The following is an 18,170-nucleotide window of genomic DNA, read 5'->3' on the forward strand; positions in this document are numbered from 1 at the left end:
CCTATACGACCAGGCCGCCGGAGACCTCGATGGCCTGCCCGGTGATGTAGCGGGCCCGGTCGGAGGCGAGGAAGCACACCAGGTGCGCCACGTCCTGCGGGGTGCCGAAGGCGTGGCCGGGGATGAGGGATTTGAGGAACTCGGTCTTGTCCGGCGGTATCGCGGCCGTCATATCGGTTTCGATGAGTCCCGGGGCGACCGCGTTTACGGTGACGCCCCGGGCACCGATCTCCTTGGCCAGTGCCTTGGTGAAGCCGATCACCCCGGCCTTGGCGGCGGAGTAGGCCGTCTGACTGGGGATGCCGTGCAGCCCGGAGGAGGAGGCGATGTTGATGATGGCACCGCCGCGCTGTTTCACCAGCGGCATCAGCAGCGGTTTGGTGACGGTGTACATGCTGTCGAGGTTGGTGCCGATGACCTCGCGCCACTGCTGCGGGGTCATCCGGGCGAACAGGGTGTCCCGGGTGACGCCCGCGTTGTTGACGAGGACGTCGAACCGGTCGAGGTGGCCGAGCGCCGCGACGGCGAAGCGCTCGGCCTCATCGGTGTCGGCCACCTGGGCATAGAGCGGGACGCAGCGCTGGTCGGGATACGCGGCGCCCAGCTCGTCCGCGAGGGTGCGGGCGCGGTCCTTGTCGCTGTGGTAGCCGAAGACGACATCGGCGCCCTGCGCCAGTGCGAGGCGCACCACCGCGGCGCCGATGCCCCGCGACCCGCCGGTGACGACGCAGCCGCGCCCCGCCAGGGGGAGGTCGTCCGTCACTGTCCGCTCCGGGACGCGGCCGCGGGCCTGCCGGACTCCTTCTTGCGCCGCGCCGCCTCCTCGCGCAGCTCGCGGTAGCGGTCCTCGGAGATCAGGGCGGAGATCATCGGTGCGTAGAACGGGCCGTCGCCGGTCAGAGTGATCCGCTCCGGCGTGATCCGCGCGTACCCGCGCTCGGCCAGGGCGTCCCAGACGGTGGCGAACTTGTCGTAGACGTCGAGGCCGAAGGCGGCCGCGTACTGGGTCCGGTCGATCTCCGTGCTGATGAGACTGCGGAAGAGCAGCATCATCAGCCAGTCCTCGGAGGTGTGCCGGTAGCCCCGTTCGACGGGGAACCGGCCGTTGTCGACGGCCGCCTTGTACTGGGCCAGGTTGCGTTGGTTGATGAACGACCAGGAGCGGCCCGAGGCGAGTGCGGGATTGCCGAAGAAGGTGATCGCCGCGTAGCCGAGCCCCAGGGTGTCCAGGTGGTCGAAGCGGGTGGTGTAGCCCTCGCGGAAGTCGTGGGCCGCGGGGTCGCCGGGACGGCGGAAGTTGTACGTGGACAGTTGCTCGTAGCCCCGGTCGAGCAGGAAGTCGCGCCCCGCCCGGTACAGCTCCAGGTTGGCCAGGGTGCTGGGCAGTTCGTGGAAGCGGTTGAGCGCGAAGTCGGTGGGACCGCCGACGTTCAGCTCGTAGTGGGTGATGTCGTAGACGTCCCACGAGACCAGGGTCTCCAGATCCTCCAGCATCGTGTCGACGGTCTGCTGCGGCCAGCCGAAGATCAGGTCGACGTTGGCGGACAGCCCGAGCTCGCGGGCCCACTCCAGGCTCTGGATGACGTGCTTGGTGGTCTGTTTGCGGCCGCTGAAGCTGTTGAGGCGTTCGTTGACCTGCTGCACGCCCATGCTGATGCGGTTCATCCCGGAGTCGCTGATGGCCTGCATCTTCTCCCGGGAGAACAGCTGGGGAATGCCTTCCAGGGTGAGGTCCGCCTGCTCCGAGATCTCCGGGAAGAGACGGCGCACCATGTCCATCAGCCGGTGGTAGACGGGGCCTTTGTAGAGGTTGGAGGTGCCCCCGCCGAAGTACGCTCCGGCGAGGACGGAGCCCTGCATCTGCTCCCGGTACATCTCCGCTTCCCGCTCCACGTACCCGTAGTAGGTCTCCAGGGCGGCGTTGCCCTGGAACTCCTCCACGGGGAAGAGGCAATACCCGCACTTTCCGGGGTCGGTCTGGATGCAGTACGGGACGCCGACGTACAGGAACACGGGTGATGTGCCGTGCGCTTCGCGCAGGTGGATCCGGTCCTCGGCGATCTCGTCGAGGGGCACGGACAGTTCGTTCCAGAAACGCGGCGACGGGAAGCCGTGCTGGATCTTGTTGACCTGGCGTTCACCGAGGTGGCTGTCGAGGTAGTTGTTGACGAAGTCGGGGCTCAACACGGTTGCTGGCACTTCCCCTCTGGTGGGATCTGCCGGATGTGGTCTGCCGATTGCGGCGGAGGGCCGGGCTCAGGAGTGCGCCGGAGCGCCGACGTCGGCCGGGTCCGCCAGGATCACCTGGTGGAGGAGGTACTCCGCCAGTTCGTCGATGCTCTGGTACTCCAGGGCCTCCATGGCCTTGAAACGGAAGTCGAGCTTCTCCTGGATGCGCCGCTGGAGTTCGGTGATGGTCAGCGAGTCGAGGCCGATCTCAAGGAGGGCCAGCGAGGGGTCGAGATCGCTCATGTCGATCTCCAGCTCCGTCGACATCCGGCCCAGGGTGTCGACGATCTCGACCATGAGCCAGTCGATGACCGCCTGCCGGCGCTCCCCGGCGGCGAGGGGCTCGACGCGTTCGCGCAGTTCGCGCCGCGACTGGCCGCTCTCGCGCGAACGGCTGCCGGCGGGCCCGGCCGGGGCCGCCTCCGGGTCGGTCAGTGAGGCCACCCGCCGGAACTCGATGGCGTCCAGGTCCGCGAGGAGGCGCCCGGTGTCGTCCAGGACGCGCAGGCGCGCCGTGAACGCGGTGTCGGTGGCATCGGTACGCAGCCGGACATGGCCCCAGATCTGGTCGGGCAGGGGGCCGTGCAGCACCATCCGGCCGATTCCCACCGGGAGATAGGTGCCCTTGGCGGCGCCGTCGCGTGCGGCGGCCGCGGCCAGGTGCAGACAGCCGTCGAGCATGGTCGCGAACCGGTGCGGATGCCCGGCCCGCGCCGCGCCGTCGGGAGCGGCGGTGATCCGGCCCAGCGCCTGGCCGCCCGCTTCGTCGGTCCACAGCTCGCGGACGGTGGAGAAGCTCGCGCCGTACTCCAGGCCGTCCTCGCGCAGCAGTCCGTAGAGGCGCCCGGGCGCGAGCGACGTGGACATCTGTGCGCGCAGATCCTCAAGGCGCTCGGCACAGTCGCCCGGTTGCTCGCCGACGGGGCCGACCGTCCCGTGGCAGTACCGGGGCGCGTCGGCGCCGTCGCCCCCCGCCACCGTGAACCGGAAACGGCCGTCCGCCGGAGCACCCTCGCGCGCCAGGTCCACCCGTACGCTGCTGGGCCTGGCGGGGGCCAGGACGAGCGGCCGCACGAAGCTGACGTCGGTGAGCTCGACCGGTGTGGAGCCGTAGCCGTCGGCCGAGGCGCGGGCGTCGACGGCCAGCTCCAGATAGCCGGTGGCCGGGAAGACGGTCGCACCGAGGATGCGGTGGTCCACCCACGGTGTGCCGGGCTGCACGTCCTGCCGGTGGACACTCTGCGCCGCCGGTCGCGGCTCGGGGGCTGCCTGCCGTGGTGGAGCCGCCGGTGCGGTCGCCGAGCGGTCGGCGTCCTCGGGTGTCACCCAGTACCGGTCCCTGCGGAAGGGGTACTGCGGGGCGGCGGAGGTACGGCGGTGGCGCGGGCCCCGGTACAGCGCGGGCAGGTCGACGCCGGCACCCGCCGTGAACAGGGCGCCCGCGGCGGCGAGGAGGTTGCGCACGTCCCGCCCGTCCTGCTGGAGGGTGGGGATCACCGTCACGTCGGCCGTGCCGAACGCCTCCGCCACATACGTCCGCAGCGCGGGGTGGGGGCCGATCTCGACGACCGCGGTGCAGCCACTGGCGGCCACCGCACGCAGGGCGTCGTGGAACCGGACCGGCCGACGGGCCTGCTGGCTCCAGTACTCGGGCCCCTCCTCACCGGTCAGTGCCTCGCCTGTGGCGCCGGAGAACACCGGGACGGCCGGGGCGACGGGGGCCAGCGTGGCGGCGGCCTTGCCCAGCTCGGGCAGGACCGGGTCCATCAGCGGTGAGTGGAAGGCGTGGGAGGTGCGCAGCCGGGTGGTGCGGATGCCCTGTGCCCCGGCGAGACGCGCCACTTCCTCCACGGCCTCCGCCCGGCCGGAGACGACCACGGCGCGCGGCCCGTTGACCGCGGCCAGGGAGACGTCGGCCTCCCGCCCGGACAGCCAGCCCCCGACGGTCCCGGGGTCGGCTGCGACGGCCAGCATCACCCCGTCGCGCGGCAGTTCGCCCATGAGACGGCCGCGTACCGCGCTGAAGCGGGCGGCGTCCTCCAAGGTGAGCATGCCGGCGACGCACGCGGCGACGACTTCGCCGATGCTGTGCCCCACCACCGCGTCCGGAACCACTCCCCAGGAACGCAGCAGGGATGCGAGCGCGTACTCGACGGCGAACAGCGCCGGCTGTGCGAGCCGCGTGTCGTCGAGCGCCTGCGGTGACCGCTCGTCGAAGAGGAGCTGCCGCAGGGGTACGGGCAGTTCGCCGTCCAGCACCTCGGCGCACCGGTCGATCGCGGCGGCGAACTCCGGCTCGTGGTCGTACAGTTCGCGGGCCATGCCCGGGTACTGGACGCCCTGGCCGGTGAACACGAAGGCCGTCCTGGCGGCCCTGACCGGGTGGCCGCCGGTGACCGACGGGGGTGTGCGGCGGGTCCGCCACAGCCGCAGGTCGTTGGCGATCTCGGTGCCGCCCCGTCCGGTCACCGCGAGACGGTGGCGGTGCGCGGCCCGCCCGGCGGCGGCGGTGTAGACGGCGGCCGGCAGACTGTCCCGGTCGGTGCGCGAGAGGTACTGCGCCCAGCGGTCGGCCAGCGCGTCCAGGCTCGCGGACGACTTGGCGGACAGCACAAGGAGTTCGGCGGGGCGTCGGCGCACCGCGTCGGTGTGCCGACGCGGGCGCGGGGCCTCGCGCAGCAGCACATGGGCGTTGGTGCCGCTGTAGCCGAAGGAGTTGACGGCGGCCAGGCGCGGCACGTCTCCCCGGGGCCAGGGCACCGGCTCGGTGGGGACCTCCACCGCGGCACCCCTGAGATCGATCTTGGGGTTCAGGCGGTCGAGGTGGACGCTGGGGTAGATGGTCTCGCGGTGCAGGGAGAGGGCGGCCTTGACGACGCCGAGGAGTCCCGCGGCGGCTTCGGTGTGTCCGAAGTTGCTCTTCGCCGAGCCGACGTACAGCGGCCGCCCGGCGGTGCGCGGCCGTCCGTAGGCGTTGGCGATGGCGCCCATCTCGATGGGGTCGCCGACCGGGGTCCCGGTGCCGTGTGCCTCGACGTAGTCGACCTGCGCCGGGTCGATGCCGCTGCGGGTGAGGACGGCGCGCATCACCTCCTCCTGGGTCCGCCCGTTGGGGGCGGTCAGCGCGGGGGTGCGTCCGTCGTGGTTGATGGCGGTGCCGACGATGTGGGCCAGGACGGGATCGCCCCGCTCCTCGGCGAGCGACTGGCGGCGCAGCAGCGCGGCCACACAGCCCTCGCTGCGGACGTACCCGTCCGCCTTCGCGTCGAAGGACCGGCACTGCCCGCTGGGCGAGAACAGGCCGAGTTTGCAGAACGCGATGTGGACCTGCGGGTTGAGGATCAGATTGGCCCCGGCCACGATGGCCGAATCACACTCGCCGGTGAGGATGGACTGCCTGGCCAGGTGCATGGCGACCAGCGAACCGGAACAGGCGGTGTCCACTGTGAGACACGGGCCCTTGAGGTCGAGGAAGTGGGCGACGCGGCCGGCACTGATGCTCATCGAGTCGCTCATCGAGTCGTAGGCCGTGATGCCGTTGAGGCCCAAGGCCTCGTGCTTGAGGATGAAGTAGCTGTTGCTGTTCATGAGAGCCAGGAAGACACCGGTGTTGCTGCCCCTGATCTCGTCGGCGTTCTGCCCGGCGTGCTCCAGGGCGTGCCACACGGTCTGCAGAAGCAGGCGCTGCTGCGGGTCCATGCGGGTCGCCTCGGCATCCGAGATGCCGAAGAACGTCGCGTCGAAGAGGTCGACGTCGTCGACGAATCCGCCGTGACGGGTATAGGTCTTGCCCAGGGCCAGGGGATCGGGATCGTAGAACTCGTCCACGTCCCAGCGGCTGGACGGTATTTCTTCGACGCAGTCGCGCCCTTCCCGCAGGACGGTGTGCATATCGTCCAGCCCGTGGACTTTACCGGGCAGTGTGCATCCGATCCCTACTAAGGCAATGGGCTCAGCGTCCATGCCGATCTCCTTCGGCTGGGGGTGACGGCGCTGTCGTCGTGGCGGGGCCCACACGGGGTGGCGGCCCAGGACGGCCACAAGGTGTGACGTGTCAAAGCGCGTTCACTTGCCGGCTTCCAGGGCTTCGGCGAGCCGCTGGTCCACGCACGAGTCAGCCGAAATGCCCTTTAGCGCACCTTTGCAAGGCTAGGTGCGGGGCAGCGACGGGGTCAAGCACACCTTCGGCGGGCAGGGCGGTGCGTCCGGGGGGTGTGCCACGGCGTGGCGGCGCGAAAGGGGGCGGGCGGGTACCTCACCGCGCGCTTGCGGGAGTTCAGCATGTGACGGCTGCGCCTTCGCGGGGCGGTGCGGGCCTCCACCTGCGGCAGGAAGCAGGGGGTCCGCACCGCCGTCATACCGCCAAACGGTCACAGTGAGGCGATGAGCCACTGTTGGCCGAAATCCCCTGTGTCGGTCTGTTCGACGATCTTGGCGCCGTCGGTGGTCGCGTTGCCGGACACCCCGAGCACCTTCCCGGTGCTTACGCTGACGAGTTTCACGTACCCGTCGCTGGTGGGCACCTGGCGCCACCGCTGATTGGTGCCTCCGTTGGCGGGCCACTGGATGACCGGTGTGCCGTCGGTGGACGCGTTGCCCTGGATGTCGACGAGTTGGCCCGAGTTGACGTTGGCCAACGTGCAGGTCCCGTCGGCGGCCGTGGTGCGGCGCCATCGCTGGTTGGCGCCGCCGTTGCCGCTCCACTGGTTCAGCTGCACACCATAAGCGGTTGACCAGTCCGGTACGTCGAGGAGTTTGCCGCTGCGCCGGTTGGTGAGCGTGCAGGGGGTTTCGACGAGGGTCGCCCGGAACGGGATGGGCTGCGGGCGCAGTTGGTGCAGGTCGAGGACGAGGATCTCGTTGCGTCCGACGGTGAGCCACGGGGCCGGGCAGTACAGGCGCTGCTGAGGTCCGATCGACCAGTATCGGCCGAGATTGTGTCCGTTCACCCAGACGACCCCCTTGGTCCAGCCGGACATGTCGAGGTAGGTGTCGCCGGTCTCGGTGAGCGTCACAGTGGCGCGGAAGAAGATGCCCGCGCGGCCGGGTTCGCTGATCTTCGGGCGCAGGGCCGCGACGAACGCCTCGTCGACCGGCAGGGCGTACGTCTGCCAGTCGCTGACCGTGCCGTTGAGCGGGCCCGCACCGGAGAGGGAGACCTGCTGGGTGATGCCCTTGCGGTCGACCAGGCCGTGGCCGAAATTCGTACGGCCCATGCCCTCGACGAGGATGTCCAGCGTGGGCCTCGGGCCCGCCGACCCCAGCGGCAGACGCGAGCCCGTGGTCACCCTCAGCGGCGTCGCGTACGCCGAGGGGACCGCCGGACGGGAGATACCGCCCTGGTAGACGCCGTCGAGGAAGACCGTGGCGTAGTCGTGGACGGAGGTGACGTCGAGCGCGCCTCCCGCGTACCCGGAGAGGACCTTGCGGTAGAGCATGAACCCGGAGTTCTGCCCGTAGTTCTCCATCGGTTGCGGTGCGACGGTCCGCGCGGGCGGCAGCGCGGCGGGCAGGTTGTCCCACAGCGAGGCGTAGGCGCTCGGGATCGGGGCGTCGCTTCCGGTGCGCGTGATCGTGGGGACCGGTTCCGGTACCGGCGGCAGCGAGACGCCCGGATAGCTTCCGATGAGCGAGCGGTACGCGGTGTACCTCGGCGCGGGCCGCCCCTGCTCGGTGATCGGCGCCCCGTAGTCGTAGGTGGTGATGTCGGCGGTGTAGCCGCTCCCGTCGTCGTTCGCGTTGGCACCGGCCCAGTAACCGAAGTTGGTGCCGCCGTGCACCACATAGACGTTGAACGACTGCCCGGCGTTCATCAGGTCCCGCAGCGCCCCGGAGAGGTCGGTGTCCTGCCCGGCGAAGCCGCCCTCGCCCCAGTGGGTGAGCCATCCCGGGTAGAGCTCCCCCGACATCGCCGGGACTCGCGGGTACGCCGTGCGGCAGGCTCTGATGTCCGAGGAGGTCCCGCCGCTGAGGCCGATCGCCCCGCCGGTGACGTTCGTGTGGTTCGCCACGACCTGGCCGAGCCCGTCCTGGGTGTAGAACGGCCCCTCCACACCTGCCCCGAGCCATAGTTGGCGCAGCTGCTCCAGATAGGTGCCGTCGCTGCCGTACGAGCCGTACTCGTTCTCGATCTGCACCATCAGGATCGGGCCACCGTTGGCGGCCATCAGCGGCCGCACGACCGGGGCGATCGCCTTCACGTACCGGGCCACGGCCGCCATGTAGTCCGGGTCCTGGCCCGAGTTCACCCGCAGCCGGACCGACGGCTTCTCCAGGAGGTACGACGGCAGTCCGCCCAGGTCCCATTCGCCGCAGACGTACGGGCCCGGGCGCAGCAGCACGTACATGCCCTCCTGCGCGCAGAGCCGGATGAAGGCGGCGAAGTCGCGCCGGTCGGTGGTGAGGTCGAAGACGCCGGGCCGCTCTTCGAGGTAGTTCCACATCACGTACAGCGCGATGGAGTTGAGGCCCATGGCTTTGGCCATGCGGATGCGGTGGCGCCAGTACTGCACGGGGATGCGGGCGGGGTGCATCTCACCGCTGCGGATCTGGAACGCGGCGCCGTCCAGGAGGAACTGGGACCCGTCGGGAGAGAAGCCGAAGGTGTGAGCGGCGGCGGAGGCGCGGCTGCCGGAGACGGCCAGCGCGGCCGCCGGACTCAGGGCGGCGGCGATCAGCAGGGTGCGTCGGTGCATACGTACTCCCCGGGAGCGACAGGCGGACTGCGGGCGGTCATGAGGCGTTCGGCGGCACGTGAGACGAGCGGAAGGACATGCGTCTCTCCGCTGCGCTGCGCCGCAACGTAATTAATCGATCAAGAAGCGTCAAGAGTGCACGTAATCAAACATGACGTATCAGGAAGCCGTGCCTCCGAACCTCCGCGAACACCCGGCCGTGATCAACTCAAGCTGACTGCACGGTGATTGAAGGTGCTTCAAACTCCGCGCTACGATGCACCATCAATCACGCCAGGCCGCACGTCCCCTTCTCACCACAGAGGAGCTCCCCGTGCCACGCCCCCCACGTTCACCACGCATACGCACCGCCCTGACCGCGTTCGCCGCAGCCCTGCTGTGCCTGCCGCTCGCGACGGCGACCGGCGCGCACGCGTCCCCCAGGCCCCTCCCCGCAGCCGACCAACTACCGGCCCCCACCCCGCCGATGGGCTGGAACGACTGGGCCCACTACCAGTGCGGCGTCACCGAGCAGACCGTCACCGCCAACGCCGACGCCCTCGTCTCCACCGGCCTGGCCGCCAAGGGGTACACCACGGTGACCGTGGACGACTGCTGGACGACCCGGTCCCGGGACGCCGGCGGGAACCTCGTCGCCGACCCCGTGAAATTCCCGCACGGCATGGCCTGGCTGGGCTCGTACCTCCACGCCCGAGGGCTCCGGTTCGGCATCTACGAGGACGCGGGCTCGTCGACCTGCGGCGGCTACCCCGGCAGCGGCCGACCCCAGGGCGGCGGCGCGGACCACTTCGCCCAAGATGCCGCCGCGTTCGCCTCCTGGGGCGTGGACTACCTCAAACTCGACGGCTGCAATGTGTACGTGGCCCCGGGCCAGACGCAGGAGCAGGCGTACCGGCAGGCGTACGACGCCCAGGCGGCGGCGCTGCGCGGCACCGGCCGCGAGATCGTGTTCTCCGAGTCGGCGCCTGCCTACTTCCAGAGCGGCGAATGGGGCAACCCCACCTGGTTCGACGTGCTGTCCTGGGTCGGCTCGGACGGCCAGCTCTGGCGCGAGGGCTGGGACATCGCCACCTACGATCCCGCGCGGCCCAACACGAGCCGCTGGTCCAGCGTCCTCGCCAACTACGGCTACAACCGCTGGATCGGCCGCTACGCCGCACCGGGCAACTGGAACGACCCGGACTTCCTGATCGCGGGCGCGGGCGGGCTCACCGACGACGAATCCCGCAGCCAGGTCGCCCTGTGGTCGATGATGGCCGCGCCGCTCATCCTCTCCTCGGACGTCGCCAAGCTCACCCCCGCGGTCCGGTCGGCGCTGGGCAACACCGAGCTGATCAAGGTGGACCAGGACAGCCTCGGCCGACAGGCGGGCGTGGTGTCCACTGACGGCAGCACCGACGTGCTCGCCCGGCCACTCTCCAATGGCGACCGCGCGGTCGCCGTACTCAACCGGAGTGCGACCGCCCGCACCCTCTCCACCGCGCTCGCCGACATCGGCCTGCCGGGCTGCACGGTGACCGCCAAGGATCTGTGGACCGGCGCCACCTCGACCGTCGGCGGCAGCCTGACCGCGACCGTCCCCGCCCACGGCACGGCGGTCTGGCGCCTCACCCCGCGCAGCGACTGCGGCGCCGCCGTCCCCACCGGCCAGCTCACCGGAAACGGCGCCAAGTGCGCGGACGTCACCGGCAGCGGCACCGCCGACGGCACCCAGGTGATCCTCTACACCTGCACCGGCAACCCCAACCAGCGCTGGACCACGGGCACCGACCGCACCCTGCGCTCCCTCGGCAAGTGCCTCACCGCGAGCGGCACCACCGCCGGCAGCCCCGTCACCCTCTCCACCTGCACCGGCGCCACCGCCCAGCAGTGGACCGCCCACCCCGACGGCACACTCCGCAGTGCCGCGAGCGCGCTGTGCCTGGACGTGTACGGCGGCGGCACGGCCGATGCGGCCAAGCTCGACACATGGACATGCGGCCACCTCCAGGCCAACCAGGTCTGGTCACTGCCCAACTGACGAGTTGTCAGGCCGACGACACGCCCCCGAGGCCGAAACCGCCGCAGCCCGCCGGACCGTACGCGGTCCGGCGGGCTGCGGTGCCGTTGCTATCGGCCGAACCGAACGCTGAAGAAGCGCAGCCCCTTCGCGGCCTTCTGGCCGGCGGCGATTTTCGTGGCCTTGCCCTTGCACTGCTTACCGGCGAAGACGGTGGCCGGCGAGCCCGTCCCGTTGTGGGGGCTGGACGACGCCTGGGACATCGTGAAGCACTTACCGTCCGGCAGGTCCTGCACGAAGTACGGCCGACCCGCACTCTGGAAAGTGAACGGGCCCTTCGCGGCGACCGCCGTCCCGGCGGAGACGGTCAGGGCGACGCTCAGCCCGACGAGAGAGACGACGAACGGACGGATAAGACGCATAATTGATCCCCTGTTGGGCAACGAACGACGAAGCGGAAGTGCTTCACCCACACAACGACACTCAGCCGTGGGCGACACGAGCGGCCCGCTTCATCGGATCGTCGGACGGCGGCCAGGGGCGGGGGGTTGTGGGGACCCTGTATATCGAGGTGCGGGGGCCGAAACTCGGTTGACTTGGAGTGCACTCCAGCACCTAGCGTCCTGAACAGATGGTTTCGAGTTCAGGAGGCAACAGTATGAACACTGTCCCCACCCGCTACCTGGGCAGCCTGGCGGTCTCCGCGCAGGGCCTCGGGTGCATGGGCATGAGCCATGGCTACGGCGCCACGGACGACACGCAGTCGATAGCGACACTGCGCCACGCCCTCGACCTCGGGGTGACCTTGCTGGACACCTCCGACTACTACGGTTCCGGTCACAACGAGGAGTTGATCGGGCGGGCCATTGCCGGGCGGCGCCGTGACGAAGTGGTGCTGGCCACCAAGTTCGGCTTCGCCAACAGCCTGGGCGAGCCCACCCGCATCCGCGGGGACGCCGCCTACGTACGGCAGGCGTGCGAGGCGTCGCTGCGTCGGCTCGGGGTCGACCACATCGACCTCTACTACCAGCACCGGGTCGATCCGACGGTGCCGATCGAGGAGACCGTCGGCGCCATGGCCGAGCTGGTACGGGAAGGGAAGGTACGCCACCTCGGGCTTTCCGAGGCCGGGGCCCAGACGATCCGGCGGGCGCACGCGGTGCACCCGATCGCGGCGCTCCAGAGCGAGTGGTCGCTGTGGACCCGCGACCTGGAGGCGGAGATCGCCCCGGTCTGCCGCGAACTCGGCATCGGCCTCGTCCCGTTCTCCCCGCTCGGCCGTGGCTTCCTGACCGGCCAGTACAGCTCGGTCGAAGGGCTGGACGCCGACGACATCCGACGCAGCCAGCCGCGCTTCGCCGACGGCAACCTCGACCGGAACCTGGCGATCGTGGCGAAGCTCAACGAGCTGGCCGCGGCGAAGGGCATCACCGCCGGGCAGCTCGCCCTGGCCTGGGTGCAGCACCGGGGCGAGGACGTGGTGCCGATCCCCGGCACCCGGCGTCAGCGTTACCTGGAGGAGAACCTCGCGGCCCTGACCGTCGAGCTGTCCCCGCAGGACCTCGCCGCCATCGAGGCCGCCGCCCCGCGTGAGCAGATCGCCGGCACCCGCTACGACGCCACCAGCCTCACCTTCGTCGACAACTGAACCGCCCGACGAAGTGGTTGTGCCCGTGGGGACGGGTGCAAGAGGATGAGTCATGGACTACGTCGCGCAGTTCCGCCGCGAGATCCACGCCTTCGACACCGCGATCCGCACAGCGTCACTGGATGCGGGGAGCGGCGGGGTGGCGTTGGTGCCGTCGTGCCCTGGGTGGTCGGTGGCCGACCTGGTGTTTCATCTGGGCTCGGTGCACCGCTACGTGGCCGACGTCATCAGCGAGAAGCGGCAACAGCAGCCGGAGGCAGCCGACCTCTCCTACCTGAACCTTCCCCCCGTACCGGCGAATTGGCCTCTCCCCGAAAACGCCCCGCACCGCGGGCCCGTTCCGCCGGGGCTCATCGACTGGTTCGGCGAAGGGGCTGCCGCGCTGGGGGAACTGCTGGCCACACGCGATGCGGCCGAGCCGGTGTGGACCTGGTCGCGGGAGCAGTCCGTGGGGTTCTGGCAGCGGATGCAGACCATCGAGGCGGCCGTGCATCGGTGGGACGCCGAGAACGCGATCGGCGTACCCGGGCCGGTGGAGCGGCAACTGGCCATGGACGCCGTCACCCACACGTTCGAGGTGATGGCCCCCGCCCGCCGGGCCAGGCGCCAGGCGCCGCCCGGAGCGGGCGAGCGGCTCCGCTTCAGGCAGTCGGACGGATCCCGCATCTGGATCGTGCAGACCGACCCCGACGAGGTGCTTCTCAACGCGGGCAGCGGGTGCTGCGACGTCGAGCTGACCGCCACGGCGTCGGACCTGATGCTGTTCCTGTGGCACCGCATCCCCCTGGACGGCCTGGAAGTCCGCGGCGACGCCTCGCTCCTCGACCGCTACTTCAAACTCGTCCCGCCCCTGTAGAGCCCTGCGGTCACGCGGCCGGGGTGCGTCGGCAACCCGCCCCGGCCAGCCGCGCGGGCCAAGCGTGCCGCTACTCGTCGGTCTGGGGCAGGTTCCCCTTGGCGTCGTCGTACGTGCCGTCGCCCGTCGGCCCCGCCGGGGCGTACACCAAGTGCAGCACTCCGGTCCGGAACGCCTCGGAAGAGATCAGCCTCAGCGGGACCGCGGTCTCGCCCTCGTCGAACAGCCGCATGCCCTTGCGTACGGCGAGCGGGTGCACCAGCAGATGCAGCTCGTCCAGGAGTCCGGCCGCCAGGAGCTGGCGGACGACCGAGATCGAACCGCTCAGGGCGATGTCCCCGCCCGGCTCGTTCTTCAAAGCGGTGACGGCGTCAACGAGGTCGCCCTCCAGCTGCTCGGAATTCCGCCAAATGAACTCCAGCTTCCGGCTCGACGCGACGATCTTGCGTGCGTCGCCGAGCGTCTTCGCGAAGCCCGCGTCCTCGCCGCCGGCAGCCTCGCGCTCCGGCCACGCCCCGGCGAAGCTGTCGTAGGTCTTGCGGCCGAACAGGACGGTGTCGGCCGTGCCGAGCATCGCGCCGACGGCCGCACCCATCTCGTCGTTGAAGTACGGGAAGTGCCACTGGTCGGGCGCCTCCACGACCCCGTCGAGCGAGATGAAAAGGCCAGCCGTGATCTTCCTCATGATGTTCCTTCCAGAAGGTTCGCCGTTGCGGTCTGCTCCAGTAAGACGGCGCGGGGCGCGGGAACTCATCGGTGGAGACGAGGTCACTTTCTCGGCGGCATCACGACGTCGCCGGTTGGCTTGTTCGCGCTCTGGGACCGCGGCGGCGAATACGTTGAGGTGGTGTCCGAACAGCACCGGCAGAACAGCACCGGCACCATGGCGCAAGGAGCCCCACTCATGCCGTACGACCGCGCATCGAGTTCCGAGCAGACAACCCGCAGCTATTACGAATCCGCCGACGTCGACGCCTTCTACGACGTCGTGTGGGGCGGCGAGGACATCCACACCGGGATCTACACCCATGACCAGGAGTCGATCGCGACAGCCTCGCGCCGCACCGTCGAGCAGGTCGCGGACAAGGTGAGCGGCCTGCTCACCGCGGACAGCACGGTGCTGGACCTCGGGTCGGGCTACGGGGGTGCCACCCGCTATCTGGCCGAACGCTTCGGGTGCCACGTCGTCGCCCTCAACCTCAGCGAACTCCAGAACGAGCGCCACCGCGCCACGAACGCCGAGCGCGGCCTCGGCGCTCTGATCGAGGTCGTCACGGGGTCCTTCCACGACATCCCCTTCCCGGACCGCCGCTTCGACGTCGTCTGGTCCCAGGAAGCCTTCTGCCACAGCGGCGACCGCACCCGCCTGCTCAGCGAAGCCGTACGCGTCCTCAAGCCGGAGGGGGCTCTCGTCTTCACCGACCTGATGGCCGCCGAGGACGTCCCCGCCCGCACCCTGCACCCCGCCATTTCGCGGCTGGGCGTGGACGCCCTGGCCACCCCGGACCTCTACCGCCGCACCCTCGCCGGACTCGGCCTGTCCCGCACCGACTTCGACGACCACAGCGGCCAGGTCCTCACCCACTACGAACGCCTCACCGCGGAGACCCACCGCCGAGAGCACGAGCTGCGCCAGATCATCAGCCCCGCGTACGTCGACGGTGTGCTCGCCAACCTGCCGCTGTGGCTGGACGCGGCCCACCGCGGGCACCTGCGCTGGGGCATCTTCCACTGCCGCGCCTGAACCTCAGTTCCGCTCGCCCCGCGCGGGCGGTTCGGGCAGCCAGTCGTGCGCCGGGTCGTACTCCAGCCATCGGCTCCGCGCCGCCTCCGCCGCGCAGGCGGCGGTGAGGCTCTCCAGTCCCGGGTGTCCGTTGCCGGTGCGCCACAGCAGTGACCAGGCGTACAGCGGTGTGGGCTCGACCAGGGGGACAGAGCACAGCCCGGGGACATGCGGCAGGGGCACGTCGGCGGGCAGGAGCGAGAAGCGCCGCGGGTCGTCGGCCACCTCCGTGAGGAAGTGGCCGAGCCCCAGGTTGACGCTCGCGGCCCTGTCCCGGACGTCGAACCGCTCGGCGAACTGGTGGAGGAAGTCGAGGCGGTCCAGCGCACCGGGTGCCCACAGCACGCTGCCGCGCAGCTGGTCCGGCCGTAGCGCCGGTTCGGCTGCGAGCGGATGGTCCGCGCTCAGCACGGCGTCCACCGGTTCGAGGCGGACGAGACGGTGCGCGAGGCCCGCGTGCAGCGGAGGGTGGACCCGGCCGAAGGCGGCGTCGATGTCGCCGTGCAGCAGCGCCGCCGTCACCGACGGCAGATCGCGTCCGTGCCCGAGCACCAACTCCCCTGCCTCTCCGGCTACTTGGGCCAGCGTCCGCATCGGCGCGTAGAGGTGGCCCCAGACGTCGACGCGCAGCGGGCGGTCCCTGCCGACCGCCGCCGCCACCGCGGCGTCGGCGGCGGCCAGGGTCTGCCGGGCCGGTGCGAGGAAACGCTGTCCGGCCTCGGTGAGGCGCACACCGTTGCCGCCGCGCCGGAACAACTCGGTGGCGAGCAGGGATTCCAGCCGCGCGATCCTCTTGGAGAGCGCCTGCTGGGAGATGGCGAGCATCGCGGCCGCGCGGCCGAAGTGCAGTTCCTCGGCGGCGTGTACGAAGGCACGTACCTGCGCCATGTCGAGATCCATGGCCCCACCATAGGTGACAACCAAAAGTTGTCGGCGGTGCTCGTTCGTTGTTGGATCGCGGGGCGGGGCGCGGGGTTGCATCGTGCTCATGCAAAGACTGATTCCCACCGGAGAAGCGGCACGTCCGGTCGCCTTCGCCGAAGTCCCCCAGCCCGTGCCGGAACCCGGCGAGGTCCTGATCAAGGTCGAGGCGTTCGCGCCGAACCGGGGCGAGACGTTCCTCCTCGAACACCCCCGGCCGGGGCTGCTGCCCGGCAAGGACATCGCGGGGCTCGTCGTGCAGGCCGCGGCCGACGGTTCCGGCCCCGGCATCGGCGCCCGCGTGGTCGGGCATCCGGCGCTGGGCGGCTGGGCCGAGTACGCCGCCGTGCCCACGCACTCCCTCGCGGTGCTTCCGGACGGCATCGACAGCGTACGGGCGGCGGCCCTGCCCCTGGCCGGGATCACCGCCCTGCGGCTGCTGCGCACGGCCGGTTCCCTGGCCGGGCGACGGGTGCTGCTGACCGGCGCCTCGGGCGGTGTCGGCCACTACGTCACCGAACTGGCCGTGGGTGCCGGGGCCGAGCTGACCGCCGTGACGGCCACGCCGGTGCGCGGCGAGCGGCTCGCACAGTTGGGCGCGCAGGTGGTGCACGACGTCGCGGCGGCTCAGGGGCCGTTCGACGTCGTGCTGGAGTCCACGGGCGGGCCGGATCTGCCGATCGCCCTCTCGAAGGTGCGCCCGGGGGGCCTGCTCGTCTGGTTCGGGCAGGCGAGCCGGATCCCGGTGACTCTCGACTTCTTCGAGCTCTTCAAGGGGCCCGAGCGTGTCACCATCCAGCACTTCCACTACGCGGGCGCCCCTTACGGGTCCGACCTCGCGGCCCTGGTGCGCTTGGTGGAACGGGGCCTGCTGCACCCGGAGATCGGCCGGATCGCCGACTGGACGGAGACCGCCGAGGCCCTGGTCGACCTGCGCGAGCGCCGGATACGCGGCAAGGCAGTCCTGCTGACGGGAGGAGCACGATGAGCCCCACGGAATCCCCCACCACGGAACCCGCCGCCGCGGAGACCGCCGTCTTCGCCGCCGCCCAGTGGACGCGCGCCACAGGCGCGGGCGTCGACCCCCACGAGTACCGCCGCGTCACCGACGCGCTCACTTCGGTCGCCGACTGGGGACCGTCCTTCGTGCGCACCGGACAGGCTTACCTGAACCTCGCGGAAGGCGCGGGATCGTCCGTATCGGCGGGCGAGTACCTGCTGATGGCGGCCCGGTGGTTCCACCTCGCCACACTGGCACCGTACGCGGAGGCCGGTCGTGCCGCCGCCGAGGCGGACCGCGCCTTGAGCCGGGCACTGACGGTGCTGGAGCCCGGCGCCCGGCGCGTGAGCGGCGAGGGGTTCACGGGCTGGCTGCGCGGCCCCTCCGACGCGGCCGGCACCGTGGTCGTCGTCCCCGGCCTGGACTCGGCCAAGGAGGAGTTCCTCGACCTGGTGTCCGCGCTGCTGGCCCGGGGGCTGGCCGTGTTCGCGATGGACGGCCCGGGGCAGGGCGCGCTCGCGGCCACGACGAGCCTCAGGGCGGAGTACGAGCAGGTCGTCGGTCAGGTCATCGACGCCCTCGGCGTCGCCCGCATCGGACTCGTCGGCATGAGCCTGGGCGGCTACTTCGCGGCCCGGACCGCGGCGCTCGAACCGCGCGTGGCAGTAGCCGCGACCGTCAGCGGCCCCTTCCGCCTCGACTGGGAGGAACTGCCTGCGCCCGTACGGGACATCATGGCCCGCCGCACTGGCGGCCTCGACGCGGCCCGCGCGTTCGCCCGCCAGGTGGATCTCGCCTCCTTGGCGCCCCGCATCGCGGCCCCGCTCCTGGTCGTGGACGGCGGCCAGGACGTCATCCCCGGCGTGACGAACGGCGAGCCCCTGGCCCGGCTGGCGCCGCACGGCACCTGTCTGTCCGTCCCCCACGGTGACCACCTCCTCGGCAACGCACGGCCCGACTGGCTGTCCCCGCTGGGCGACCACATCACCGACGCACTGACGGGAACGCGGGCATGACCGGCGCCACCGGGTAGCTCACA

Annotated in this window: 13 protein-coding genes; 6 read left to right on the forward strand and 7 right to left on the reverse strand. The window is 70.8% G+C overall.

Annotation, left to right across the window (positions count from 1 at the left end; translation table 11 throughout):
• Position 1 precedes the first annotated feature (1 nt).
• From fabG to OG965_RS04870, 4 genes are all read right to left on the reverse strand, one after another.
• Positions 2-763: a 3-oxoacyl-ACP reductase FabG gene (fabG, locus tag OG965_RS04855; RefSeq protein ID WP_371649458.1), complete on the reverse strand. Its 762-nt coding sequence runs from the start codon at positions 761-763 to the stop codon at positions 2-4.
• On the reverse strand, positions 760-2,199 hold the full coding sequence (locus tag OG965_RS04860; RefSeq protein ID WP_371649460.1) for a coproporphyrinogen-III oxidase family protein: 1,440 nt from the start codon (positions 2,197-2,199) through the stop codon (positions 760-762). The genes fabG and OG965_RS04860 overlap by 4 nt, the downstream gene beginning before the upstream one ends.
• A 57-nt stretch (positions 2,200-2,256) precedes the next feature.
• Positions 2,257-6,192, reverse strand: a complete 3,936-nt coding sequence (locus tag OG965_RS04865) for a type I polyketide synthase (RefSeq protein WP_371649462.1) — start codon at positions 6,190-6,192, stop codon at positions 2,257-2,259.
• Positions 6,193-6,599: 407 nt separating this feature from the next.
• Entirely contained in the window at positions 6,600-8,924 is a 2,325-nt protein-coding gene (locus tag OG965_RS04870) for a beta-galactosidase (protein WP_371649464.1), read from the reverse strand.
• Positions 8,925-9,237: 313 nt separating this feature from the next.
• Here OG965_RS04870 and OG965_RS04875 point away from each other — a divergent pair, with 313 nt between their 5' ends.
• Positions 9,238-10,944: a ricin-type beta-trefoil lectin domain protein gene (locus OG965_RS04875; protein ID WP_371649466.1), complete on the forward strand. Its 1,707-nt coding sequence runs from the start codon at positions 9,238-9,240 to the stop codon at positions 10,942-10,944.
• A gap of 89 nt (positions 10,945-11,033) precedes the next feature.
• Here OG965_RS04875 and OG965_RS04880 read toward each other — a convergent pair whose 3' ends face one another.
• Positions 11,034-11,345, reverse strand: coding sequence for a hypothetical protein (locus OG965_RS04880; protein WP_371649468.1), 312 nt, complete (start codon positions 11,343-11,345; stop codon positions 11,034-11,036).
• Positions 11,346-11,581: 236 nt separating this feature from the next.
• Between OG965_RS04880 and OG965_RS04885 the strand changes: the two genes are divergently transcribed.
• A complete protein-coding gene (locus OG965_RS04885) occupies positions 11,582-12,571 on the forward strand; it encodes an aldo/keto reductase (RefSeq protein ID WP_371649470.1) in 990 nt (329 codons plus the stop codon).
• A 52-nt stretch (positions 12,572-12,623) separates the two neighbouring features.
• Positions 12,624-13,427, forward strand: coding sequence for a maleylpyruvate isomerase family mycothiol-dependent enzyme (locus tag OG965_RS04890; protein ID WP_371649472.1), 804 nt, complete (start codon positions 12,624-12,626; stop codon positions 13,425-13,427).
• 70 nt (positions 13,428-13,497) lie between these two features.
• Here the strand turns inward: OG965_RS04890 and OG965_RS04895 are convergent, their stop codons facing one another.
• The gene (locus OG965_RS04895) at positions 13,498-14,112 is read right to left on the reverse strand and encodes a dihydrofolate reductase family protein (protein ID WP_371649474.1); all 615 of its coding nucleotides are present in this window, start codon (positions 14,110-14,112) and stop codon (positions 13,498-13,500) included.
• A gap of 219 nt (positions 14,113-14,331) precedes the next feature.
• On the opposite strand from OG965_RS04895, the gene OG965_RS04900 reads away from it, so the two are divergent.
• Positions 14,332-15,171: a cyclopropane-fatty-acyl-phospholipid synthase family protein gene (locus OG965_RS04900; protein ID WP_371649476.1), complete on the forward strand. Its 840-nt coding sequence runs from the start codon at positions 14,332-14,334 to the stop codon at positions 15,169-15,171.
• Between the two features lie 3 nt (positions 15,172-15,174).
• Here the strand turns inward: OG965_RS04900 and OG965_RS04905 are convergent, their stop codons facing one another.
• Entirely contained in the window at positions 15,175-16,110 is a 936-nt protein-coding gene (locus OG965_RS04905) for a LysR family transcriptional regulator (RefSeq protein WP_371649478.1), read from the reverse strand.
• 88 nt (positions 16,111-16,198) lie between these two features.
• Between OG965_RS04905 and OG965_RS04910 the strand changes: the two genes are divergently transcribed.
• Both OG965_RS04910 and OG965_RS04915 read left to right on the forward strand, forming a co-directional pair.
• On the forward strand, positions 16,199-17,119 hold the full coding sequence (locus OG965_RS04910; protein WP_371649480.1) for a zinc-binding dehydrogenase: 921 nt from the start codon (positions 16,199-16,201) through the stop codon (positions 17,117-17,119).
• Positions 17,116-18,147 (forward strand): alpha/beta hydrolase family protein, encoded by a 1,032-nt coding sequence (locus OG965_RS04915; RefSeq protein ID WP_371649482.1) that lies wholly within the window; start codon positions 17,116-17,118, stop codon positions 18,145-18,147. Before OG965_RS04910 ends, OG965_RS04915 begins: the two co-directional genes overlap by 4 nt.
• The last annotated feature ends 23 nt before the right edge of the window (positions 18,148-18,170 follow it).

This window comes from Streptomyces sp. NBC_00224 (genome assembly GCF_041435195.1).
GTDB lineage: Bacteria > Actinomycetota > Actinomycetes > Streptomycetales > Streptomycetaceae > Streptomyces.